This is a genomic window from Cobetia amphilecti, from assembly GCF_020217465.1.
Taxonomy (GTDB): Bacteria; Pseudomonadota; Gammaproteobacteria; order Pseudomonadales; family Halomonadaceae; genus Cobetia; species Cobetia amphilecti.
Window position 1 is genome coordinate 488,053 of sequence record NZ_CP084115.1, and the last position, 24,669, is coordinate 512,721.

17 protein-coding genes are annotated in these 24,669 nt (G+C 65.3%); 13 read left to right on the forward strand and 4 right to left on the reverse strand.

Annotated features, from left to right (window positions below; all coding sequences use genetic code 11):
- Positions 1-13 precede the first annotated feature (13 nt).
- The 9 genes from fghA to LCW13_RS02240 all read left to right on the forward strand — a co-directional run bounded on the left by fghA (position 14) and on the right by LCW13_RS02240 (position 12,725).
- Positions 14-877, forward strand: a complete 864-nt coding sequence (gene fghA / locus LCW13_RS02200) for an S-formylglutathione hydrolase (protein ID WP_043333736.1) — start codon at positions 14-16, stop codon at positions 875-877.
- A gap of 688 nt (positions 878-1,565) precedes the next feature.
- The gene (gene gbdR / locus LCW13_RS02205) at positions 1,566-2,747 is read left to right on the forward strand and encodes a choline metabolism transcriptional regulator GbdR (protein WP_043333766.1); all 1,182 of its coding nucleotides are present in this window, start codon (positions 1,566-1,568) and stop codon (positions 2,745-2,747) included.
- Positions 2,748-3,040: 293 nt separating this feature from the next.
- On the forward strand, positions 3,041-3,802 hold the full coding sequence (gene mtgA / locus LCW13_RS02210; protein WP_084589412.1) for a monofunctional biosynthetic peptidoglycan transglycosylase: 762 nt from the start codon (positions 3,041-3,043) through the stop codon (positions 3,800-3,802).
- A 248-nt stretch (positions 3,803-4,050) separates the two neighbouring features.
- Positions 4,051-5,061: a dipeptidase gene (locus LCW13_RS02215; protein WP_052384560.1), complete on the forward strand. Its 1,011-nt coding sequence runs from the start codon at positions 4,051-4,053 to the stop codon at positions 5,059-5,061.
- 99 nt (positions 5,062-5,160) lie between these two features.
- On the forward strand, positions 5,161-5,697 hold the full coding sequence (locus tag LCW13_RS02220) for a DUF5943 domain-containing protein (RefSeq protein ID WP_043333737.1): 537 nt from the start codon (positions 5,161-5,163) through the stop codon (positions 5,695-5,697).
- A 278-nt stretch (positions 5,698-5,975) separates the two neighbouring features.
- Positions 5,976-8,054 (forward strand): dimethylglycine demethylation protein DgcA, encoded by a 2,079-nt coding sequence (gene dgcA / locus LCW13_RS02225; protein WP_043333738.1) that lies wholly within the window; start codon positions 5,976-5,978, stop codon positions 8,052-8,054.
- Between the two features lie 88 nt (positions 8,055-8,142).
- Positions 8,143-10,353: a (Fe-S)-binding protein gene (locus LCW13_RS02230; RefSeq protein WP_043333739.1), complete on the forward strand. Its 2,211-nt coding sequence runs from the start codon at positions 8,143-8,145 to the stop codon at positions 10,351-10,353.
- A complete protein-coding gene (locus tag LCW13_RS02235; RefSeq protein WP_064503289.1) occupies positions 10,350-11,804 on the forward strand; it encodes an electron transfer flavoprotein subunit alpha/FixB family protein in 1,455 nt (484 codons plus the stop codon). Before LCW13_RS02230 ends, LCW13_RS02235 begins: the two co-directional genes overlap by 4 nt.
- Before the next feature lie 33 nt (positions 11,805-11,837).
- Positions 11,838-12,725: an electron transfer flavoprotein subunit beta gene (locus LCW13_RS02240; protein WP_225347499.1), complete on the forward strand. Its 888-nt coding sequence runs from the start codon at positions 11,838-11,840 to the stop codon at positions 12,723-12,725.
- A gap of 103 nt (positions 12,726-12,828) precedes the next feature.
- Here LCW13_RS02240 and LCW13_RS02245 read toward each other — a convergent pair whose 3' ends face one another.
- On the reverse strand, positions 12,829-13,461 hold the full coding sequence (locus LCW13_RS02245) for a DUF4174 domain-containing protein (protein ID WP_167333696.1): 633 nt from the start codon (positions 13,459-13,461) through the stop codon (positions 12,829-12,831).
- A 684-nt stretch (positions 13,462-14,145) separates the two neighbouring features.
- Here LCW13_RS02245 and LCW13_RS02250 point away from each other — a divergent pair.
- Positions 14,146-14,538, forward strand: a complete 393-nt coding sequence (locus LCW13_RS02250; RefSeq protein ID WP_043333741.1) for a DUF4168 domain-containing protein — start codon at positions 14,146-14,148, stop codon at positions 14,536-14,538.
- 153 nt (positions 14,539-14,691) lie between these two features.
- Here LCW13_RS02250 and LCW13_RS02255 read toward each other — a convergent pair whose 3' ends face one another.
- Positions 14,692-16,281 carry a BCCT family transporter gene (locus LCW13_RS02255; protein ID WP_043333742.1) on the reverse strand — a complete coding sequence of 530 codons (1,590 nt, stop codon included), beginning with the start codon at positions 16,279-16,281 and terminating at the stop codon, positions 14,692-14,694.
- 420 nt (positions 16,282-16,701) lie between these two features.
- Between LCW13_RS02255 and LCW13_RS02260 the strand changes: the two genes are divergently transcribed.
- The 3 genes from LCW13_RS02260 (at position 16,702) to LCW13_RS02270 (ending at position 21,989) form a co-directional block, all read left to right on the forward strand.
- The gene (locus tag LCW13_RS02260; protein ID WP_052384562.1) at positions 16,702-18,465 is read left to right on the forward strand and encodes an NADH-ubiquinone oxidoreductase-F iron-sulfur binding region domain-containing protein; all 1,764 of its coding nucleotides are present in this window, start codon (positions 16,702-16,704) and stop codon (positions 18,463-18,465) included.
- On the forward strand, positions 18,462-21,488 hold the full coding sequence (locus LCW13_RS02265) for a molybdopterin-dependent oxidoreductase (RefSeq protein ID WP_153635090.1): 3,027 nt from the start codon (positions 18,462-18,464) through the stop codon (positions 21,486-21,488). Before LCW13_RS02260 ends, LCW13_RS02265 begins: the two co-directional genes overlap by 4 nt.
- 261 nt (positions 21,489-21,749) lie before the next feature.
- Positions 21,750-21,989: a hypothetical protein gene (locus tag LCW13_RS02270; protein WP_043333148.1), complete on the forward strand. Its 240-nt coding sequence runs from the start codon at positions 21,750-21,752 to the stop codon at positions 21,987-21,989.
- Positions 21,990-22,116: 127 nt separating this feature from the next.
- Here LCW13_RS02270 and LCW13_RS02275 read toward each other — a convergent pair whose 3' ends face one another.
- Both LCW13_RS02275 and LCW13_RS02280 read right to left on the reverse strand, forming a co-directional pair.
- Positions 22,117-23,697 carry a BCCT family transporter gene (locus LCW13_RS02275; RefSeq protein ID WP_043333147.1) on the reverse strand — a complete coding sequence of 527 codons (1,581 nt, stop codon included), beginning with the start codon at positions 23,695-23,697 and terminating at the stop codon, positions 22,117-22,119.
- Positions 23,698-23,929: 232 nt separating this feature from the next.
- Complete coding sequence (locus tag LCW13_RS02280; RefSeq protein ID WP_052384477.1) at positions 23,930-24,559, reverse strand: flavin reductase family protein; 630 nt, start codon at positions 24,557-24,559, stop codon at positions 23,930-23,932.
- Positions 24,560-24,669 lie beyond the last annotated feature (110 nt).

A 24,669-nucleotide genomic window follows, 5' to 3' on the forward strand; every position in this document is an offset into this window, starting at 1 on the left:
AAGGGAGAGCATGATGACCGCGACCGAACAACTCGAGCTGGTCAGCGCCAACAAGGTGCATGGCGGCTGGCTCAAGCGTTACCGTCACCGCAGCGGCAGCCTGGATTGCGACATGGTGTTCGCCATCTATCTGCCGCCCCAGGCCGAACAGGGCCCGGTGCCGATGCTGTGGTGGCTGTCGGGGCTGACCTGCACCGACGAGAACTTCATGCAGAAGGCCGGCGCGCAGAAGAAGGCGGCGGAACTGGGCATCGCCCTGATCTGCCCGGACACCAGTCCGCGCGGCGTCAATCTGGACGGCGAAGACGACAGCTACGACTTCGGCAGTGGCGCAGGCTTCTACGTCAATGCCACCCGCGAGCCGTGGGCGCGTCATTACCGCATGTATGACTACGTCACTGAGGAGCTGCCGGCGCTCGTCAAGCGTCACTTCCCGGTGGACGGCGAGCGCGAATCGATCTCCGGTCACTCCATGGGCGGCCACGGCGCGCTGATCTGCGCGCTGAAGAATCCGGGCCGCTATCGTTCGGTCTCGGCCTTCGCGCCGATCGTCAATCCTATGGCCTGCCCGTGGGGCGAGAAAGCCTTCAGCGGCTATCTCGGCGATGACCGCGCCCAGTGGGCGCAGTGGGACACCTGCGAGCTGGTCAAGCAGGCGAGCAAGAGCGGCACCGAGCGTCAGGAGCTGTTCGTCGAGCAGGGCGAGAGTGATCAGTTCCTCGAGGAGCAGCTCAAGCCGGAGCGCCTGGAGGCGGTCTGCGCCGAGCTGGATCACCCGTTGGTCCTGCGTCGTCAGCCCGGCTACGACCACAGCTACTTCTTCATGGCCAGCTTCATCGATGAGCATCTTGCCTACCATGCGAAACACCTCCTTTGAGGTGTGAGTGTGGTCGCCGGTAGAAATGAAAAGGCACGCGAAACACCTGCTTTGAGGTGAGCCTCAGGCGTTGAGGTATGAAAGCGCCAGTCGCAGCTGATCGCTCGCCGAGCAGAGACACTGCGTGAAAGACAGAAACGACAGTCCCGCTATCGATTGATGGATAGCGGGACTGTCGTTTTTTCGTCATGAGAAGCAGAGTTTTTCAGAACCTTCAGGCATGAAAGCCCGTTTTGGTGGCGTTTGCTTATGCTGCGTCAGTGGTAGCCAACTCAGGCGTTATTCTGTGCCGTACGGCAACGATGATTTGCTGCACAGCGGCGATAAAGTCACTGCGCCAGGCAGGCGCGATGGTTTACTGTCGAGAGGTGGACAACGCACGACGTCCAGGCAGTGAATCACGACATCCCTGACGCTATCGGAATTGCAGAGGTCGCTTATTGACCTCCCCCTGATGGGACCGATCGCCGATGTTGTCGCTGCTGGAGCTGACCCCCCAAGGTTCGCTCCCTGCTGAGACCCAATAACGATAATACTGCGGACCCCCGCCGGCCTCATCAGGCCACGGGAGAGGGCACCACGAGGCCCCGGTCTGCCACTCAAGCAGATATAGAGAAGGACTCCCCTCATGGCATTGACCAGTGGCCGTTTCGCCCGCCCGTACGAAGCTCACTCATCCGCTGCAGGAATGGCCGGCGAGACGCGCCAGCCGCAGACCATCGGCTTCCTGCTGCTCGACAGCTTCACGCTCATCTCGCTGGCCTCGGCGGTGGAACCGCTGCGCATGGCCAATCAGCTGGCCGGACGCGAGCTGTACCGCTGGTATACCGTGACGCTGGAAGGCGCCCCCGTGCGCGCCAGCGATGGCCTGCAGGTCACGCCCGATACCTCCACCGAGGCCTGCCCGCCGCTGGATATCGTCATCGTGTGCGGTGGAGTCGGCATTCAGCGCTCCGTGCATCGCCCGCATGTCAGCTGGCTGCAGGCCCAGGCACGTGCCGGCCGCAAGCTGGGTGCCGTCTGCACCGGCAGCTGGGCGCTGGCCCAGGCAGGGCTGCTCGAAGGCCATGAGACCAGCATCCACTGGGAGTGCCTGGCCGCGATGCAGGAAGCCTTCCCGCGCGTGCCGCTGACCACACGACTGTTCTCCATCGATCAGGACCGCGCCACGGCCTCCGGCGGTACCGCGCCGATGGACATGATGCTGACCATGATCGGTCGCGAGCATGGCCGCGAGCTGGCGGCGGGCATCTCCGAGATGTTCATCTGTGATCGCGTACGTGGCGAGCAGGACCAGCAGCGCGTGCCGCTCAAGCATGTGCTGGGCACCACCCAGCCCAAGCTTCTGGAAATCGTCGCGCTGATGGAGGCCAATCTGGAAGAGCCCATCGGCCTGGACGAGCTGGCGCACTATGTCGATGTCTCGCGCCGTCAGCTGGAGCGGCTGTTCCAGCGGTATCTGCACTGTTCGCCGTCGCGCTACTACCTCAAGCTGCGCCTGACCCGCGCGCGTCAGCTGCTCAAGCAGACGGCGCTGTCGATCATCGAGGTGGCCTCGGCCTGTGGCTTCGTGTCCACGCCGCACTTCTCCAAGTGCTACCGCGAGTACTTCGGCATGCCGCCGCGTGATGAGCGCATCGGTGGCGAGCGCAGTGTCAGCGTGCTGGAGGTGCCGTGTCGCGCCGATGGCGACCATCAGCTGACCGGAGTCGCCAGTCTGGAAGGGCTGCTGCACCAGTCGATCGGTCAGAGCATGGTCGGCAATGCGCCCCTGCAACCGGCCAGCGAGTCCCCCGTCTCCTCGGCGATTCTGGCACTGGCCAATGCGCGCGGTGAGCCGACCTACGCCAGCGTGCGCCTGCAGGGCTGACGCCTGCCGACTGACAGCAGCTTCCCGCAACATCCAACGCCTCTGCCGCTCCGGCAGGGGCGTTGTCGTTTTCACAGGAGCCACTGGCACGCTCTGGTACACTCGAAGGCACCAGGAAGCAGTAGCTGACACGACAATGGCTCGGTGGCGGAATGACGCGCCACGACACGCACGACAGGGGACGGCAAGGGATGGCACGAGGACAGCAACGCAGGCAGGAAGGCACGGAGCGTGTGGCGGGTGCTCGGCGCGGGGCGACACGCCGCCCGGCGCCGCGTGCCGGCATGCGCCCGATGGAGCGTCTGCGCTGGCTGGCGGTGTGGGCATTCAAGGTCGTCGCCTGCTGGATGGTGGCCTGCATCGGCCTGGTGGTATTGCTGCGCTTCGTGCCGCTGCCGGTGTCGATGGTGATGCTCGAGAAGTGGGGCTATGGCCTGGTCACCGGCGAGCCGATGGCGCTGCAGCATGACTGGGTGCCGATGGAGCAGATTTCCAACAATGCCCGTCTGGCGGTGATCGCCTCGGAAGACCAGAAATTCCCCGATCACTACGGCTTCGATGTCGATCAGATCGTCAAGGCCATCGATGCGCGGCTGGCCGGTGAGCGTCTGCGCGGCGCCAGTACCATCAGCCAGCAGACCGCCAAGAATGTCTTCCTGTGGAACGGGCGCAGCTGGGTGCGCAAGGGGCTGGAGGTCTGGTTCACCATCCTGATCGAAGTGATCTGGCCCAAGGAGCGCATTCTCGAGGTCTATCTGAATGTCGCCGAATGGGGGCCGGGGGTCTTCGGCGTCGAGGCCGCGGCCGAGCATCACTTCAATACCGATGCCGCCAGCCTTTCCGCCTACCAGGCCAGTCTGCTGGCGGCGGTATTGCCCAACCCGATCCGCTTCAATGCCGGCAAGCCCTCGGCCTATATCCAGCGCCGCGCCAGCTGGACGCGCCGTCAGATGAACAATCTCGGCATGGGCTACTTGAAGCGTCTGGAGCAGCCGCGTGGCTGGCTGAGCTGGGACCTGCTGCCTTCGCTCAAGGAGCTGTCCCCCGCGCATTGACCGGCCTGACGGTACACCATCGGCTGTCCCACGACGCCCCGGCTCTCTCGAGTCGGGGCGTCGTCGTTTCAGAAACGACAGCCCTGACGCGATTCGATAGCCACGGGTCGCATCTGGCGTCAGAGGGGAAAGAGGGCAGGACTATGCTGGCACAGCCTGCTGGAGATCGTGTTCCGGCAGGCCCTGTCCGCCGGGTACGGGCAGTGACCTGACTTCCAGAGCCGCCTGCCCAGCGCCGGAGCGACATGATGTCCGAATTCTCCTCCTCCTTCGGTGGGTCCGATGCGGCCCGCGCCCTGCACGATGACAGCATCGTCATCGATGGTCTGGTGATCGCCAAGTGGCAGCGCGAGCTGTTCGAGGACATGCGCAAGGGCGGTCTGACCGCTGCCAACTGCACTGTCTCGGTCTGGGAAGGCTTCCAGGCGACCGTCAACAACATCGTCAAGAGCAACCAGCTGATCGCCGAGAGCAGTGATCTGGTCTGCGTGGCGCGCACGGCCGCCGACATCCGCGCCGCCAAGGCCGCCGGCAAGACCGGCATCATCTACGGCTTCCAGAATGCCAACGCCTATGAAGACCAGATCGGCTATGTCGATGTCTTCAAGCAGCTCGGCGTGGGCATCGTGCAGATGTGCTACAACACCCAGAATCTGGTCGGCACCGGCTGCTACGAGCGCGACGGCGGCCTGTCCGGCTTCGGCCGCGAGATGGTCGCCGAGATGAACCGCGTCGGCGTGATGTGTGATCTCTCCCACGTCGGCTCGAAGACCTCCGAGGAAGTCATCCTCGAATCCAAGGTACCTGTCTGCTATTCCCACTGCGCGCCGGCCGGTCTCAAGGACCACCCGCGCAACAAGTCCGATGCCGAGCTGCGCTTCATCGCCGAACACGGCGGTTTCGTCGGCGTCACCATGTTCACCCCCTTCCTCAAGGCCGGCGTCAACGCCACCGTCGACGACTACGTCGAGGCCATCGAATACGTGATGAACCTGGTCGGCGAGGATGCCATCGGCATCGGCACCGATTTCACCCAGGGCCACGGCCAGGACTTCTTCGAGTGGCTGACCCACGACAAGGGCTACGCCCGTCGTCTCACCAACTTCGGCAAGATCGTCAATCCGGAAGGCATCCGCACCATCGGTGAGTTCCCCAATCTGACCGAGGCGCTGCTGCGTCGCGGCATGAGCGAGCATCAGGTGCGCAAGATCATGGGCGAGAACTGGCTGCGCACGCTGGAAAATGTCTGGGGCGGCTGAGTCTGGCTGCCTGTGCCTTTTCTTGATCGCTCTTACTTGATCTCTCTTTCCTGATCTCTCTTTTGCAATTCCCTCAAGCCCCCTTTGGAGGACACCGACATGAGCAAGATGGCCCCTGAACTGCCGATCGAAGTGGATAGCGAGACTGGCGTCTGGACGTCCGATGCGCTGCCGATGCTGTACGTGCCGCGCCACTTCTTCATCAACAACCATGTCGCGGTGGAAGAGGCGCTGGGCGTGGAGAAATACGCCGAGATTCTCTATCACGCCGGCTACAAGAGCGCCTGGCACTGGTGCGAGAAGGAAGCCGAGCTGCATGGCCTGGTCGGCGTGGAAGTCTTCGAGCACTACATGAAGCGTCTGTCGCAGCGCGGCTGGGGCCTGTTCATCACCGAGGAGATCGATCTGGAGCGCGGTACCTGCAAGGTGCGCCTGGAACACTCCTGCTTCGTCTATCAGCAGGGCAAGACAGGTACCAAGCTCGAGTACATGTTCACCGGCTGGTTCGCCGGCGCGATGGACCAGATTCTGGCTGCGCGTGGCAGCGAGCTGCGCACCGTCGCCGTCCAGACCCAGAGCGGCGGTGAGGAAGGCTGTGACGTGGGGTATTTCGAGGTCGCTCCCGGAACAGTGTGACGTTTTCGGATCCGCCACTCTCTATTCCATGGCTCGGGCCAAGGCCAAGGCCCAGGCCCGGCCCAGGCAAAAGGCAACAGCACAAGCCGGCTGCCCGATCATCTCTCTGTCACGACACTCACCACCCACAACAACGACAACGCAACGCCTGAGCGCCGCCTTTCCTGACATGCAAGACGCCTGACGCCGACCCCGCCGCCACCAGCAACGACTCGTGGCGGCGGGCAGGCCAGGCCAGCGTGACAAGGCGGCGTTCTCCCCGGCGAGGAGCTCTCACCATGGCATTCGACGCACTCTTCCAGCCGATCGAGATCGGCAAGCTGACCATCCGCAACCGCGTCGTCAGTACCGCCCACGCCGAGGTGTATGCCACCGATGGCGGCATGACCACCGAGCGCTACGTGCGCTACTACGAAGAGAAGGCCAAGGGCGGGTGTGGCCTGTGCATCTGTGGTGGCTCCTCGGTGGTCTCCATCGACAGCCCGCAGGGCTGGTGGAGCTCCGTCAATCTGTCGACCGACCGCATCATTCCGCATTTCCAGAATCTGGCCGATGCCGTGCACAAGCATGGCGGCAAGATCATGATCCAGATTACCCACATGGGCCGTCGCTCGCGCTGGGACGGCTTCGACTGGACCTCGCTGATGTCACCGTCCGGCATCCGCGAGCCGGTACACCGCTCCACCTGCAAGACCATCGAGGTGGAGGAGATCCAGCGCATCATCGCCGATTTCGCCCAGGCGGCGCGGCGTGCCAAGGAAGGCGGCCTGGACGGCGTCGAGCTGTCCGCCGTGCACCAGCACCTGATCGACCAGTTCTGGAGCCCGCGCGTCAACAAGCGCACCGATGAGTGGGGCGGCAGCTTCGAGGGCCGCATGAAGTTCGGCCTCGAGGTGCTCAAGGCGGTGCGCGCCGAGGTCGGCGACGACTTCGTGGTCGGCATGCGCATCTGTGGCGATGAATTCCATCCCGATGGCCTGTCCCACGACGACATGAAGCAGATCGCGGCCTATTACGATGCCACCGGTCTGCTCGACTTCTTCGGCGTGATCGGCTCCGGCTGTGATACCCACAACAGCCTCGCCAACGTCATTCCCAACATGTCCTACCCGCCGGAACCCTTCCTGCACCTGGCGTCCGGCATCAAGGAAGTCGTCTCGATTCCGGTGATCCACGCCCAGAACATCAAGGACCCCAACCAGGCCGAGCGCATTCTGGAAGGCGGCTATGTCGACATGGTCGGCATGACCCGCGCCCACATCGCCGACCCGCACATCATCGCCAAGATCAAGATGGGCCAGCTCGACCAGATCAAGCAGTGCGTCGGCGCCAACTACTGCATCGACCGCCAGTATCAGGGCCTCGACGTGCTGTGCATCCAGAATGCCGCCACCTCGCGCGAATACATGGGCCTGCCGCATCAGATCGAGAAGACCAGCGGCCCGGTGCGCAAGGTCGTCATCGTCGGCGGCGGTCCGGCCGGCATGGAGGCAGCCCGCGTGTGCGCCGAACGCGGCCACGACGTGACGCTGTTCGAGGCCCGTGACGAGCTGGGCGGCCAGATCACCATCGCGGCCAAGGCGCCGCAGCGGGATCAGATCGCCGGTATCACGCGCTGGTATCAGCTGGAGCTTGCGCGCCTGAAGGTTGACCTGCGCCTCGGCACCCGAGCCGATGAGGCCACCATCCGTGACCTGCGCGGCGATGTGGTGATCCTCGCGGTGGGCGGTCGTCCGTTCATGGACCAGTTCGCGTCCTGGGGCTACGACGAAGACCCGGCCAAGAGCCTGATCGTCTCCTCATGGGACGTGCTGGACGGGCGCGTCGCGCCGGGCAGCAACGTGCTGATCTACGACAGCATCTGCGAGTTCTCCGGGGTCTCGGTGGCCGACTATCTGGCCGACAAGGGCGCCAGGGTCGAGATCGTCACCGACGACATCAAGCCGGGTGCGGCGGTCGGCGGCACCACCTTCCCGACCTACTACCGCAGCCTGTATGCCAAGGAAGTCGTGATGACCTCCGACATGGTGCTGCATGAGGTCTACCGCGAAGGCGAGGGCCTGGTGGCGGTGCTCGAGAACGAATACACCGGCACGCTGGAAGAGCGCGTCGTCGATCAGATCGTGGTCGAGAACGGCGTACGCCCGGATGAGGCGCTCTACTACGCCTTCAAGGACGGCTCGCTCAACAAGGGCCAGATCGACGTCGAGTCGCTCTACGCCATCAAGCCGCAGCCGTGCCTGAGCCAGGCCACCGAAGGCAATGATTACCTGCTGTTCCGCCTCGGTGACTGCAACGCACCGCGCAACACCCACGCCGCCATCTATGACGCCCTGCGTCTGTGCAAGGACTTCTGATGACGTGATCTGCCGAGCCGGCTGCTCCTGTGCGCCGGCTCGGCAGTCGTCCGGTCGACAGCGGGCTTGAAGAAAGAGGGTGAGCAGCATGAATGACACGATCTTGTCGGTATTGATCTTCACCGCGCTGGCGCTGGCTGCCCTCGGCGCGGTCAAACGTATTGGTCTGTGGCGCCAGGGGCGGGCGGACGCCACGTCCATGAGTGTGGGAGAGCTGATCGCGAGCCTTGCCAAGGTACCGCGCCGCTACGGGGTGGACCTGCACCACGTGGTCGCGCGGGACCGCTACATGGCCAACACCCACGTCGCCACCGGGGGTGGTTTCGTGGCCGCGGCGCTGCTGATGGTGGTGGTCTACGGCTTCGGCATCGACTCCGCCTGGCTGGGCGTCTTGCTGCTGCTGGCCAGTGGCGCGATGTTCGGTGGCGCGCTGTTCGTGCGTCGTCGTCGCCTCGACCCGCCGGCGCGCCTGTCGCGTGGCCCGTGGATGCGTCTGCCCAAGAGCCTGCTGGTGTTCTCCGCAAGCCTGTTCGTGATGAGTCTGTCACTGGTGCTGCCGGAAGGCGTCGGCGGCATGATCTCCGGCGGTATCCTTGGGCTGGTGCTGGTAGCGGGCATCGCCTGGGGACTGCTCGAGATGATCGTCGGCATGACCGGCGGCGGCTCGCGCATCACCGGGCCGACGAAACATGCCTTCGCCGGCGCGCTGCATCTGGCCTTCCATCGGCGTCCGGCACGTTTCAGCACCCGTGACAGTGCCGGCATCCGCGACAGCGCACTGCTGCCGCTGGACCTGACCAACCCCGAGGCACCGCTGGGCGTCGGCAAGCCGTCCGACTTCAACTGGCGTCAGCTGCTGGGCTTCGATGCCTGCGTGCAATGCGGGCGCTGTGAAGCGGTGTGCCCGGCGTTCGCGGCCGGTCAGCCGCTCAATCCCAAGAAACTGATTCAGGACATGGTGGTGGGCATGGCCGGTGGCAGCGATGCCGCCTACGCCGGTTCGCCCTATCCGGGCGATGAGCCCAGGCGCGCGCCCGGCCAGCATGGCGGCGGCCCGCAGCAGACCATCGTCGGGGCCTCTCCGCATGCTCGCCCGGCAGCTCAGGCCGTTGACTCTGATAGCCAGACCGTTGCCTCTGGGCCGATCCAGATGAAGGCGGCACCGGGTGCTGCGGGTGAGGCGACAGATGGCGACAAGCTGATCCACGAATTCAAGGTACTGGTCGAGCCGGAAACCCTGTGGGCCTGCACCACCTGTCGTGCCTGCGTCGAGGAGTGCCCGATGATGATCGAGCACGTCGATGCCATCGTCGACATGCGCCGTCACATGACGCTGGAGCAGGGCGCGACACCGGGCAAGGGTGTCGAGGTGCTCGACAACCTGATCGCCACCGACAATCCGGGCGGCTTCGCGCTCGAAGCGCGTCTGCATTGGGCGGCGGACCTCGACCTGCCGCGCATCGCCGAGCTGCAGGCCGCCCGCGAGGCAGCGCGTGATCCGCGTCCGGTGGAAGCGCTGCTGTGGCTGGGCGATGGCGCCTTCGACATGCGCAATCAGCGCACGCTGCGCGCCTTCGTGCAGGTGCTGCGCGCCGCCAGGGTGGATTTCGCCATCCTCGGTGCGGAAGAACGTGACAGTGGCGACGTGGCGCGCCGCCTGGGGGATGAGGCGACCTTCCAGTCGCTGGCCACCCGCAATATCGCCACCCTGTCGAAGTATCGCTTCGCGCGCATCATCACCTGCGATCCGCACAGTTTCCATGTGCTGGGGCGCGAATATGCCGCCTTCGGTGGCGACTACCTCGTCAACCACCACACCAGCTACATGAACGAGCTGCTGGCGGCCGGTCGCCTGAGCCTTGATGCCACCAGACTGGCGACGCTCGGCGCGGTCACTTGGCACGACCCCTGCTATCTGGGTCGCTACAACGGTGAATTCGAGGCGCCACGTAGCTTGCTGGCGGCGCTGGGGCTGGAAGTGCGCGAGATGCAGCGCTCCGGTTTCCGCTCACGCTGCTGTGGCGGCGGTGGTGGAGCGCCGGTGACGGACATCCCCGGCAAGCAGCGTATCCCCGACATGCGCATGGGCGATGTGCGCGAGACCGGCGCCGAGGTCGTGGCGGTCGGCTGCCCGCAGTGCACCGCGATGCTGGAAGGCGTGGTGGCTCCGGCCGGTGAAGCCGAACCCCAGGTGCTGGATCTGGCGGAACTGATGGCGCGGGCGCTGGTACTGGAAGCGTCCACGCAAGGCTTGGCGACGTCGACCACGCAGCCCACTGACGCGGAGGTGGCGGCATGACGATTCCCGTCGATCCACAAGCAACCGAGCGCGAGTCACTGCCACGCCGTGACCCGCGTCTGGAGCAGCAGGCACGCAATCGCCTGCACCCGCAGCATCTCATCGCGCTGCAGGCGCTGGGCCGCGGCGCGGCAGCCCCTCAGGAACGCTGGATGGGCCCGAAGGGCGTGACGCGTCGCGATCCGCACGTCGGCCACTTCATCGCCGCCAATGGTCGCAAGCGCATCGACCGCAGTGGCCGCTCCGGGCCTGCCGCGGCGGGTGCTGGCCAGCCCGCAGTCGTGGCCAAGGCGCGCGTACTGCCGCTGGTCGAGATCGCATCACCCGCCTTCCTGATCGCGGTGGTGCCGGACATGACCGGTGGGCGATTGTCGAGTCACGACCGCGATGTACTGGGGCTGGCGCGTCAGATCGCCGATGCCGACCCCGCCCATCAGGGCGCGGTGCTGGCCATCACCTTCGGCACGCTGCGTGAGGATGGTGACGCCGCCGACAGTGTCGGACTCGGCGCGGCGGGTGCCGATCGCTGGCTGCACTTTGCCGATACTCTCCACGATGGCTACGCGCCGCTGGCTCAGCTGGCGGAGCTTGAGGCCATCGATGGCAAGCTGGCACCACGGCTGTGGTTGCTGCCGGAATCCCGTACCGGCGGCGGCGAACGCGGCCGACGTCTCGGTGCGCGCCTGCTGTGCCGGGGCGATGCGCTGGCGCGGCCCAGCGGCAATGCCTATCAGCTTGACGGCGAGCTTGCCGCCATCGGGCGTGGCGAGCTTGTCGAGGTGAGCGTCACCGGGCGCAGCGGCAATGGTCAGCAGGACCTGACCCGCCCGCTGACCCGTATCGTGCTGTGCGAGGCGGAATGCGCCGAGCCGGTGGAAGATGTGCGCCACGCCGCGCTGCCGCTCGAGTGGGAGGCGGCCAGCACCGCGCGCGCCGTGCCAGACGTGATCGAAGACCTTGGCCCGGTGGCCGTCGATCCCTCCGCGATCGCGCTGGGCGAGGCCGAATTCATTCTCTCGGCGGGCAACGGCATCCGCGATTGGGATGGCTTCCACCGCGCCGCCAGCCTGCTGGGCGCCACCGAAGGCGCCTCGCGGGTGGCGGTGGATGACGGCTTCATGCCGCGTGCCCGCCAGGTCGGCGCCACCGGTACCTGGGTGACGGCGCGGGTCTATGTCGCGGTGGGTATCTCGGGGGCCATCCAGCATCTGCAGGGCATCCAGCGCTGCGACAAGGTGGTGGCCATCAACACCGATGGCGGCTGTGACATGGTCAAGCGTGCCGATCTTTCGGTGATCGGTGACGCCGGGGCGATTCTCGCCAGCCTCTGTCAGCAGCTCGAGGCCGAACGCAGTGCCGTCAGTGATGCCTCGGCGGCGGGTCAGGCACCTGCCGCGCCCTCGACATCATCCAGTGCGTCATCCGCCACGCTTGCCGCCGACGCGGCCTGAACTCGCGCCTGTGACAGGGGAAAGGAGAAGGACATGAAGGCAGATCGTTCGTCCGTTGCGCAGCAGGCCTCGGCGCCGCTTGAGGTCGTGAGTCTGGTGTCGTTGGGGCAGCACCCGGTTTCGGGGCGTCTGCGGCGCGCCGAGCAGGACGCCCGCGCCCTGGAGCTGTGTCTGGCGCTGGAGCGTCAGTCGGCACCCGGTGCCGTAAGCCTCAGCGCCTGGCATGCCAGTGGCAGCGAGATCGCGCTCGGCAGCGAGCAGGATCAGGCGCTACGCGGCTATCTGGGCATGGGGCTGGAGTCGTTGACGCTGGTGACGCCGAATGCTCCTGGCGCTGCCCCGCTCAAGGCTGTTGATCAACCGGTCGTTGATGTCTGGCCGCTGCTGGTCACGCGCCTCAAGCAGGCGGCACCGCAGCTGGTGGTGTGTGGCGGCCAGGGCGAGACCGGTGAGGGCAGTGGCCTGCTGCCGCATCTGCTGGCGGAGAGTCTTGGCTGGCCGCTGGTGGAGGGTATCGTCGCGATCGAGAGCTGCGATGGCGCGCATCTCACCGCCTTGCAGGCGCTGCCGCGTGGCCAGCGGCGACGGTTGCGCGTGAAGCTGCCGGCACTTGTCAGCGTCGATTCCGCGGCGCCGGCGGCGCGTCAGTCGGCCTTTGCACAGGCGCGGCGCGGTGAGCTGTCCACACTGGCCAGCGGCGAGCTGGTGCATGATGCACAGGCCGAGACCTTCGGCGTGGCCCCGGCTCGCAAGCGTCCCAAGCGCTTGAAGCGCATCAAGGCGACCAGCGCGCGGGACCGCTTCAAGGCCGCGGCCGCCAAGGCCGAAGGGGGTGGTGGCAAGCGGCTGGAAGGCGTAAGCGCCGAGGAGGGCGCGGCGGAAATCCTCAAGCTGCTGCGTGAGGAAGGCGTACTGCGCTGAAGCCGCGCAGACGGTAAAAAGCCCCTGTCAGCCGAGCTGACAGGGGCTTTTTCATGCAACACAGAAAGTAGCTCCTCACAGAAGGTCGCTCCTTACAGAAAGGTCACTCCTCCCACTGCCAGTCCTCATCGTTCAAGGGGTCGGGCGAGGTGTGCTCGTCGGTGCCCTGGGGGGGCTTGCGCGCTGCCTGACTGGCTTCGCGCTGGCGCATCGGCATGTTGTCGATCACCTGATAGATCTGGTCGGGGGAGACGAAGCCTTCCTGCTGCATCTTCTTGCCGCCGTCCTTGCCCATCAGGATGACGGTGAAGGGCGCGCCCTCGCGCAGTTGCATGGCATCACGCAGGGCACGCACCTCCTCGAAGCTCATCGGCACGCCATCGTGGATGCCGCGCGTGCCCATCAGCGTATAGAGCGTCATGTCGCGTTGCTGCATCTCGCCACGCGTGGCGCGCAGTTCCTCGCGCTGACGCTCGAGGTCCCGGTCCTGCTCATCCGGCGCGATCAGCACCAGCGAGCGTCGGTTCCAGGTCTCGCCCAGCAGCGGGTTGGCGGCGGGGTCGACATTGGCGGCGGTCATGGTGGTCTCCGCGGTGTCCGGCGAGGTCGGGGGCGGCGGCGCGCCAGTGGATGTCTCGGCGGGCGCGTTCAGGTCGGCATCCGAATCCAGCAGGCTGATGGCATGCACCGGCGAGCTCAACAGCAGGGCCGGCAGCAGGGCCAACAAGAGGCTCATCAGGCCCGGCATCAGCCTGTGATGCGAGAGCAGTCGAGGCAGTGCGGGCGGTATCTGTGTGGACAGTACCTGCTTGGACAGTCTCTGCTTGGACAGTCTCTGCTTGGACAGTCTCTGCGTGGACGGTATGTGCGTGGACATGGCAGTCCTCCGGCAACGAATGTTATGAGCTGGGCTAGCCAGCCTGGGCTGCAGAAGCAGGTTGCACAGGAGAATGGCACACCCGGGATGACAGCCTCTCCTTCAAGACTAAGACAGTCGCCGAGAGTTTGCTGCCCGTTGGCGCGCGATTTATGTGGTACTTCATGACATGCCACCCTCATTCAGCCTGTGAAAAGGCCAGTGGCGACATACCGATAGCGGCGGCAGCAGGTGGCATGCCTTGCTAGAGCGCGTAGCGAGCGCAGAGGCATGTCTGTATCGAGGGCGGGGCGAGTGCGTGGCGGGCAGACCTCACGCGGCTTGCTGCAGATATTTTCACAATCGTGGCGCAAGCTGTATGCGCGTCCAGCCGTCATGACGCCCGCCATGCGCGGCCCCGCGGTTTTTACGTTGCTGATCTGCGACTCATGTAACTCTGGCGATACAGAATGTTTTCAAAGAGTTGCATGAAAAAATGAACATCCTGTCGTCAGGCCCGTCTGAGTTAGGGCAAACACTTATTGATCACTGCTGGAGGCTGCAATGAAACGGATGACTGCATACATGACGGCTGCCCTGATTTCCGCGGGCATGATGTCGGCACCGGCGTTCGCTGCTGACGCACCGGCCCAGGGTCAGTCTACTGCCCAGGCGGCACAGGCTCAGGCTGGCGATTTCACTGACGCTCAGCTGGAACAGTTCGCTGCGGCCTCTCAGGACATCGCACGCATCTCTCAGGAATTCGCCGGCAAGCTGCAGAAAGCCGACGACGAGACTGCCAAGCAGAGCGTGCGTCAGGAAGCCAACGACGAGATGGTCAGCGCTGTCGAAGACTCCGGTCTGGAAGTCGCTACCTTCAACTCCATCGGTCAAGCGGTCCAGAACGACCCGGACCTGATGAAGAAGGTGCAGAAGCTGGCTCAGGAAAACTCCTGATCTCGCCTGGATGACGTTCGGGTCATCCAATGAAAACGCCGCCCCCGGTTGCCGGGGGCGGCGTTTTTTTGTGCCCATGTCTTGCGGCCTGTCAGTCAGTACCGCCTTGGTCAGTAAAGCTTTGGTCAGTAAAGCTATGGTCAGCGCCGCATGTCAGGCGCCGGCGACCGGACGAATGAGCATGTCCTGTGCCTTCTTTTCCTGCATCAGGCCACGGAACAGCGAATAGCACATCACCAGCAGTACCAGCGTGAACGGCAGCCCCGTGGCGATGGCGCCCGCCTGCAGCGAGCCCAGCGCAGCGCTTCCGCCGCCATAGAGCAGGGCACCGGCGATCAGGCCTTCCATCGCTGCCCAGAACATGCGCTGGCTGATCGGTGCATCCACCTTGCCGCCGGCGGTGATCGAATCGATCACCAGCGAACCGGAATCCGAGGAGGTCACGAAGAACACCAGTACCAACAGGATGGCGATGAAGGACGCCACACCGGACAGCGGCAGGTTGTCGAGCATCTGGAACATGGCCAGCGACACGGAATCGATGCCATTGGCCAGCGCGCCGACGCCATTGATGGCCTGTTCCAGTGCGGTACCGCCGAAGACTGACATCCACACGATGGTGACGAGTGTCGGTACCAGCAGCACGGCGGTGACGAATTCGCGTACGGTGCGGCCGCGCGAGACACGTGCGATGAACATGCCGACGAACGGTGACCAGGAAATCCACCACGCCCAGTAGAAGACGGTCCAGCCGTGGAACCAGCTTTCATCGGGGCGGCCGATCCAGTTGGACAGCGGCAGTAGATATTCCACATAGCTGAGGGTGGTGGTGCCCAGGCCCATGAGAATGGCGAGTGTCGGCCCGAAGATGAGGATGAAGATGATCAGGACAGCGGCGATGATCATGTTGATGTTGGAAAGCAGCTTCACGCCGCCATCCAGGCCACGACTGACCGAGTAGATGGCCACCAGCGTCACCAGGATGATGATCGCGATCTGGGTCGGCAGGCCATCGCCGACGCCGAACAGGTAGTCCAGCCCCGATGCTGCCTGAGCGGAGCCCAGCCCCAGCGAAGTCGCCAGACCGAAGATGGTCGCCAGCACGGCGAGGATATCGACGATATGCCCCATCCAGCCCCAGGTGCGCTCACCGAGTATCGGGTAGAACGCCGAGCGGATGGTCAGCGGCAGGCCCTTGTTGTAGGTGAAGAAGGCCAGCGACAGCCCGACCACGGCGTAGATGGCCCAGGGATGCAGGCCCCAGTGATACATGGTGGCGCCCAGCGCGGCGCGTGCTCCTTCCGGCGTCCCGGCGGGTGCGTTCAGTGGCGTGCCGTACCAGTCGGTGTAGTAGGCCACCGGTTCGGCGACGCTCCAGAACATCAACCCGATGCCCATGCCAGCGGCGAACAGCATCGCGAACCAGGAGCGTGTCGAGAACTCGGGCTTCGCCTTCTGACCGCCCAGGCGCAGCTTGCCCACCGGGTGCACGATCAGCAGCAGGCAGAACAGCACGAAGAGGTTGCCGGCCAGCATGAACAGCCAGTCGCCATGTGCGATGGACCAGGCCTTGGCGCCGCCCAGGGCACTTTCCGCGCCCGCTGGGAAGAGGATGGCAAACAGGATGAAGCTGACGATCAGCACGGCGCTGATCGCGAAGACGGGGTTGTGAACATCGAGACCCATGACCTGGACATTGTCCTGGCCGATCTCGTAGTCCGTGTCATACGGATTCGATGACATGTGGTGACCTCATGTTGTTATTGGTGTCGCCAGCCGGGCAGGGCAGCTGGCGTGAAGCGAGGTGTTGTCGTGGGTGTCTCCCGGGGCTGCGATGTGGGAAGGGGGTGGAATGGCAATCCGGAGCGCGGTGGCGAGTCTGACTGCGGGGCAGGTCGCCACCGGCCCTCGTGATTGTGTGAGGGCTGGGCGAGAGCGAGTTAGCTGGATACGACGCCGGCATATGCGTGACTGACATAGGGGGCGATTCAGCGCTCAGAGCGGTTGTCGCAGGTGTGCCCGCTTTGTAGATTGCGATCTACAGTGAAGGAAAGTGGTGCGTGCTCCCTGACCGCGCACCACTTTCGCGCCCGAGACTTCACTCCTCGCGCGATACGCCAGTCCTTGCCTGCTCCTGCCCAATAACAACACCGTGGTGCCGCCATGACGCCTGAGACCCTGACCGAGCCGACACCTGTCGCTCGCCGCCGTTCGCGCAGCCAGTTGCGCGGCCGTCCGCTGGATGCCGAGGCCTGGGCCGAGGTACAGCGCCTGCTGGGCGATGCCCCGGCGCAGCGTGACCTTCTGCTCGAATATCTGCATGTGCTCAATGATGAGGTCGGCTACCTGACACTGGCCCATCTGCGCGCGCTGGCCGAGTGGATGCGCCTGCCGATGGCCGAGGTCTACGAGACGGCCACCTTCTATGCCCACTTCACCGTGGTTCGCGATGGCGAGACGCCGCCCGCGGCGCTGACCGTGCGCGTCTGTGATTCGCTGTCCTGCCAGCTGGCCGGCTCCGAGGCCTTGCGCGCCGGTCTCGCCTCGGGGCTGGACCCCGAACAGGTGCGCGTGCTGCGTGCGCCCTGCATGGGGCGCTGCGACAGTGCGCCGGTGGCGGAGGTCGGGCATTACCATCTCGGCCACGCCAGCGTGCAAGGCGTCACGGCGGCGATTGCCGAAGGCCATGTGCATGCCGCGCCGGCAGCGAGTCTCGACTATCCGCGGCTGGCGGAATATCGCGCCAGTGGTGGCTATGGGCTGCTCGCCGCGCTGGATGGCGGTGAGGTCAGCATCGAGGACCTGGCGCAGATGATCGAGCAGGCCGGTCTGCGTGGCCTGGGCGGGGCGGGCTTCCCGACGTTTCGCAAGTGGGGCTTCGTGCGTGCCGAGGCGAGGCCGCGCTATTGCGTGATCAATGCCGATGAAGGCGAGCCCGGCACCTTCAAGGACCGCTGCTATCTGGAGCGTGAGCCGCACACCTTCCTCGAGGGCGCGCTGGCCAGTGCGCATGCCATCGAGGCCGAGGCGCTCTACCTCTATCTGCGCGACGAATACCCGACCCTGAATGAGGTGCTGCGCGAGTGCATCGCGGAGCTGGAAGCCGCAGGCCTCGTCGCGCCGGGCTATATCCAGCTGCGGCGTGGCGCCGGCGCCTATATCTGTGGCGAGGAATCGGCACTGATCGAGTCGCTGGAAGGCAAGCCCGGCAAGCCGCGTCAGCGGCCGCCCTTCGTGGCGCAATGTGGCTTGTTCGGTCGCCCGACCCTGGTCAACAACGTCGAGACGGTCTATTGGATCGCGCGGCTCCATCGCGAAGGCCATGACCACTACGTCGCGGCCGGCCGTCAGGGACGTCAGGGGCTGCGCAGCTTCTCGCTCTCCGGGCGCGTCAGACGCCCGGGCATGTATCTGGCACCGGCCGGCATCACGCTCAGCGAGCTGGTCGAGGAATATGGCGGCGGCATGGCCGACGGCCATCGTCTGCGTGCCTATCTGCCCGGCGGCGCCTCCGGCGGCATTCTGCCGGCCAGCAAGGCGGACCTGCCGCTGGATTTTGACACCCTGCAGGCCCACGGCTGCTTCATCGGCTCGGCCGCGGTGGTGGTGCTGTCGGATAAGGACGATCTGGCAGCGGTGGCGCGCAATCTGATGAGCTTCTTCATGGACGAGTCCTGCGGCCAGTGCACGCCGTGTCGTGTCGGCACGCGTCAGATGCTGGCGGCGCTCAGCGGCGATGAGTGGGATGAGACGCTACTGACGCGCTTGTCGCAGGTGATGATGGACGCCTCGATCTGTGGGCTCGGTCAGGCCGCGCCCAATCCGGTGCTCGGCCTGCTCAAGGACTTCCGGGAGACCCTCGCCAGCAGCGGGGTGCGCTTGATCGCCACGAGCCATGCGGCTGACGCCACGGGAGGTGAGGCATGAATGCGCTGACAGGGTTGGGCAACTCATCCTCGGATGATCAGCCGCTGCGCGAGGATGGCTTCACCATCACGCTGGATGGTGCGGAGGTGACGGCCTATCCCGGCGAGACGCTATGGAAGATCGCCAAGCGTGCCGGTGAGACGATTCCCCATCTCTGCTACAGCGAAGCGCCGGATTATCGCGGCGATGGCAACTGTCGCGCCTGCATGGTCGAGATCGATGGCGAGCGCACTCTCGCCGCCAGCTGTATCCGCGAGGCGCGGGCGGGCATGGTGGTGCGCAGTGCCAGCTCACGGCGTGCCGGCGAGGCGCGTGCGATGGTGGTGGAGCTGCTCGCCGCCGATATGCCCGCCGAGGCGCACAACCCCGATGTCAGCAGCCACTTCATGGCGATGGCCGAGCTGCTGGCGGTGGATGTCGGGCGCGCTCGCGAGACCCTGTGCGGCGCCCGCGAGACGGTCCGCGAGTGGCTGGGGGATACGGTGGAGGAGTGGTTGCCGACGCAGGCCAGCGCTCTCGATCACTCCCATACCGCGATGGCGGTCAATCATGATGCCTGCATCAGCTGCGGCCTGTGCGTGCGCGCCTGTCGCGAGGTACAGGTCAATGACGTGATCGGGCTGGCGGGGCGCGGCAGCAATACGCGCATCGTGTTCGATCTCGAGGACCCGATGGGCGACAGCACCTGCGTCGCCTGCGGCGAGTGCGTGCAGGCCTGCCCGACCGGCGCCCTGATGCCTGCCGCCCAGGTGGATGAGCAGGGCTTCGGCGACAGCGCCGCCGTCGATGAGCGCGTCGCCTCCATCTGCCCGTACTGCGGCGTGGGCTGTCAGCTGGAGTATCAGGTCAGTCGCGGCAGCGGCGAGGCGTTGAGTGTCGAGGGCCAGCCGGTCGCGACCCTGGCGGATGCCCAGCAGGGCATGGCGGACGGCGACTCCCTCAAGACTGACAAGCGCCGACAGCGCGTCGCGGATACGCGGCTGGACAACATCATCGCGGTCAGTGGCCGCGACGGGCCCTCCAACCACGGCCGGCTGTGCGTGAAGGGGCGCTTCGGCTTCGATTATCCGCGCCATCCGGAGCGTCTGATCCGCCCCCTGATCCGCCGTGACGGCGTAGCCAAGGGGCTGGATGCGAACTTTGACCCCGCCCACCCGCTGACCCACTTCCGTGAGGCCAGCTGGGACGAGGCCCTCGAGGTCGCGGCCGAGGGGCTCATGCGCCTCAAGCGCGCGCATGGCCCCGACAGCCTGGCGGGCTTCGGCAGCGCCAAGTGCACCAACGAGGAGGCGTGGCTGTTCCAGAAGCTGGTGCGCACCGGCTTCGGCTCCAACCATGTCGATCACTGTACGCGTCTGTGTCATGCAAGTTCGGTGGCGGCGCTGATGGAAGGCGTCGGCTCGGGCGGCGTGAGCGCCTCCTTCATGCAGGCCGAGCAGTCCGATCTGATCGTGCTGACCGGCTGCAACCCGGGCGTCAATCATCCGGTGGCGGCGACCTTCTTCAAGCGCGCCGCCAAGCGTGGCACACGCATCGTGGTGATCGACCCGCGTGCGCTGGCGCTGCGTCGTCAGGCGCATCGCTCGATCCAGTTCACGCCGGGGGCGGACGTGGCGCTGTTCAATGCCATGCTCAACGTCATCATCAGCGAGGGGCTGGCCAATCAGGCCTATATCGAGGCACACACCGAGGACTTCGCCGCGCTGGCGGAGCATGTCGCGGCGCTGACGCCGGAGGCGATGTCGCCGCTGTGTGGCGTGGCGGCAGAAGAGATTCGCGCCGTGGCCCGCGAGTACGCGACCGCCAGGCGCGCGATGATCTTCTGGGGCATGGGCATCTCGCAGCACACCCACGGCACCGACAACGCGCGTTGCCTGATCGCGCTGGCGCTGGTGTGTGGTCATGTCGGGCGTGAAGGCACCGGCCTGCACCCGCTGCGCGGTCAGAACAATGTCCAGGGTGCCTCGGATGCCGGGATGATTCCGATGGTGTTCCCCGACTATCAGCCGGTGGGCGACACGGCGGCGCGCGAGCGGCTGGAAGCGCTGTGGCAGACCCCGCTCTCGGCGACGCCGGGCCTGACGGTGGTGGAGATCATGCACGCCATCCACGCCGATCAGATCCGCGGCATGTACATTCTCGGCGAGAATCCGGCGATGTCGGACCCGGATCTCGAGCATGCGCGCAGCGCGCTGGCGCATCTGGAGCACCTGGTGGTGCAGGACATCTTCGTCACCGAGACGGCACAGTTCGCCGATGTGGTGCTGCCTTCGTACGCCTGGCCGGAGAAGGACGGCAGCGTCACCAATACCAACCGGCAGGTGCAGCGTGGCCGGGCGGCACTGCGCGCCCCGGGCGAGGCCAAGCCGGACTGGTGGATCACCCAGCAGCTGGCGCGGCGCATGGGGCTTGACTGGGATTACGCCGGGCCGGAGGAGATCTACGCCGAGATGCAAAAAGGCATGGATTCCCTCGACAACATCGACTGGGCGCGGCTGTCCGAGGAGAACTCGGTGACCTATCCGTGCCTGACGCCGGGGGGCGAGGGCGAGGATGTGGTATTCGGCGAGGGCTTCCCGCGCGCCAGCGGCCGTGCCCGCTTCGTACCGACCTGGCCCACGCCGCCGGATGAGACGCTGGATGACGACTATCCGACGGTGTTGACCACCGGCCGTCAGCTCGAACACTGGCATACCGGCTCGATGACGCGCCGCGCGGCGGTACTCGACAATCTCGAGCCGGCCGCCGTGGCCACGCTCAATCCGGTGGAGCTGGAGCGCCTGAGTATCACGCCGGGCGAGCCGCTCTCGATCACCACGCGACGTGGCCAGATCACCCTCGCTACCCGCGCCGATCCGCTGACGCCGGCCGGCATGGTCTTCGTGCCATTCTGCTACGCCGAAGCCGCCGCCAACCTGTTGACCAATCCGGCGCTCGATCCGGTGGGCAAGATTCCCGAGTTCAAGTACGCCGCCTGCCGTCTGGCCAGAGCCGAACCCGCCTCGGCGGGTGTGGAGAGCTGAAGCAGACATGTGAGGCGGACATGGCAAGCGGGCTGGACCGAGCGGATAGATCGAGGCAATAGACCGCAACCGAGCCAGACGCGCCTGACGCAAATGCCTACGCCAGTGGCGTGGGCAGGCACGCAGAGGGCGCCCCGGTCTGACCAGAATGTCGGAGACAGCCCGTCGTGCATTTCGGCTATCCTCAGAAAGGCTATGCTCAGAACAGAGTGGGTCAATACCAATGACAATGCCCGCCGTCAGCGAGCAAGGAGAATGACGATGATGATCGTGGAGCTGATTGATCACGAAGACTTTCGTGAGCGGCTGGTGGCGCTGGGCGTGCAGATTTCCGAGCATGCCTGCGCGGATACCTGCGCGCGCATGGCACTCAGAAAGCATGCCGAGGTGGGCGTGCCGGGCCTGCAGGAACTGGTGCGCGAGCTGGTGATGCACTCCGATATCCTGCTGCCGTCGGTGCGCCAGGCGCTGGACAAGTATCTGCTGCCGGGACTGCGCTAGGCGCGGCACTCCTGAAAGATTGCGCGCCGCGCGCTGACACTGATTGCCAGATGAACAAAAGGGCCTGTCGACTGACAGGCCCTTTTGCGTGGGTGCTCACTCGCCTCTTTTCACTGCGCGCAGTGGCTCAGGTCGCTGCGTTGGCGCGATCGTATTCGCGCTTCTCCCAGCGCAGACCGCGGAACAGCGAGAAGCACATCACCAGCAGCACCACCGTGAAGGGCAGTCCCGTGGAGATGGCGCCCGCCTGCAGCGCACTCAGTGCGGTGCTGCCGCCGCCATACAGCAGGGCACAGGCGATCAGGCCGCCGGCCGCTGCCCAGAAGATGCGCTGGCGCGTCGGAGCATCCTGCTTGCCACCGGCGGTGATGGAATCGATCACCAGCGAGCCGGAGTCGGAGGAGGTCACAAAGAACACCAGCACCAGCACGATGGCGACGCAGGAGGTGATGGAGGACAGCGGCAGGCTGTCGAACATCTGGAACATGGCCATCGAGGGAGTGTCGATGCCCTGGGCCAGCTCGCTGCCGGCGGCTCGTGCCTCTTCCAGTGCGGTGCCGCCGAAGACGGTCATCCACACGATGGTGACCAGGGTCGGTACCACCAGCACGGCGGTGACGAATTCGCGCACGCTGCGTCCGCGCGAGATACGCGCGATGAACATGCCGACGAACGGCGACCAGGAAATCCACCAGGCCCAGTAGAAGATGGTCCAGCTATGGAACCAGCCTTCGTCGGGGCGATCGATCCAGTTGGAGAGCGGCAGCAGATATTCCAGATAGCCGACGCTGGTGGTGCCGAGTCCGGTGATGATGTCCATGGTCGGGCCGACGATGAACAGGAACACCACCAGCAGCGCGGCCAGCATCATGTTGAGATTGGAGAGGCGTTTGACGCCGCCATCCAGGCCGCGACTCACCGAGTAGATGGCCGCGAGCGTGACCGCCACGATCACGCCGATCTGACTGACCAGCCCATCGCCGATGCCGAACAGATGGTCCAGCCCCGAGGCCGCCTGTGCCGCGCCCAGCCCCAGAGAGGTGGCAAGGCCGAACAGGGTGGCGAGCACCGCGACGATATCGATGATATGGCCGCTCCAGCCCCATACACGTTCACCCAGCAAGGGGTAGAACACCGAGCGCAGCGTCAGCGGCAGGCCCTTGTTGTAGGCGAAGAAGGCCAGCGACAGGCCGATCACGGCATACATGGCCCACGGGTGAAGCCCATAGTGGAAGACGGTGGCCGAGAGTGCCGCCGTTGCGCCTTCCGGCGTACGCGGTGGTGCGTTCAGTGGCGTGCCGGACCAGTCGGTGTAGTACGCCACTGGCTCGGCGACCCCCCAGAACATCAGGCCGGTGCCCATGCCGGCCGCGAACAGCATCGCGAACCAGGCCATCCGGCTGAATTCCGGCTTGGCGTCGCGTCCGCCCAGACGCAGGCGGCTGACCGGGTGCAGGACCAGCAGTAGGCAGAACAGGATGAAGAAGTTGCTGGAGAGCATGAACAGCCAATCACCATGGGTGATGGACCATGCCTTGGCGCCGCCCAGTGCCGACTCGGCCGACTCGGGCATCAGCAGCGTGAACAGGATGAAGCCTACGATCAGCAGCGCACTGATGGTGAAGACCGGCTTGTGGACATCCAGCCCGAGTCGCTGAACATTGTCCTGACCGATCTGGTAATCCGTCACATACGGATTCGATGACATGGAGTTACCTCGTATGTTTTCTTTCGATAGCCGCTCCTGTGGGCATCTCGAGTCAGAATGAGGGACCTTGTCCCGCCTGGTGGAAGCGTTCAGACCTTGGTCTGAAGCCTTGTGCAACATGCGCCTTTCTGCCAGTTGCAGGTGGTGGCGTCAAACCTTGAGCCATCCTTGTCGTGCGCTGAAAGGCATTGATTGTATTAAGGTTTATGGATTTCCTATCCGTGCCGGAAAGTCATTCGGGGCGCTGTAAACTGAACAGGCTATCCGTGCGTGCATAGTCACTGCCGGCCATGCGCCCGATGGCACGCAGCACCTCATTGTCGACATGCCGCCCATCCCAGACCGCTGCGTCGGCATGCATCACCACCACCTCGGCCAGCACCAGTGAACCGGCCAGCGGCTGATCACCGAACGAGATGATGTCGCGCAGTCGACAGCCGAAGGCGATCGGGGCGCCCTCCACGCGCGGGACCGCAAGCGGCGGCATGGCCACCTTGTTCAGGCCCGCGTGGGTGAACTCATCCTCGTCGGCGGCGAGACTGGCGCTGGTGAGATTGAGCGCCTCGCTCATCGCCTCGCCACCGATGTGAATGACGCATTCCGCGACCTGCCCGAGGTTGTTGAGGGTGTCCTTGGTCTTGCCTTCGCCATTGCGCAGCGGGCTGAAGGCGAGCACCGGCGGATTGATGCTGGCGATGGTGAAGAACGAGAAGGGCGCGAGGTTGGTGTTGCCTGCCGCATCGATGGTCGAGACCCAGGCGATCGGCCGGGGCGCGATGCTGCCCGAGAACAGGCGATAGAGGATGCCTGCGGGAAGCTGGTCGGCGGCGATGAGGGAATGCGTGGTCGAGGAGGCAGTCATGGTAGGGCTCTCGTTGCAGGGCTGTTGTTGTAGAGCTGTCATTGCAGAGCTGTAGCTGTAGAGCTGTCATCGCAGAGCTGTCATCGCAAAGCGGGCGTTTCAGGGCATGG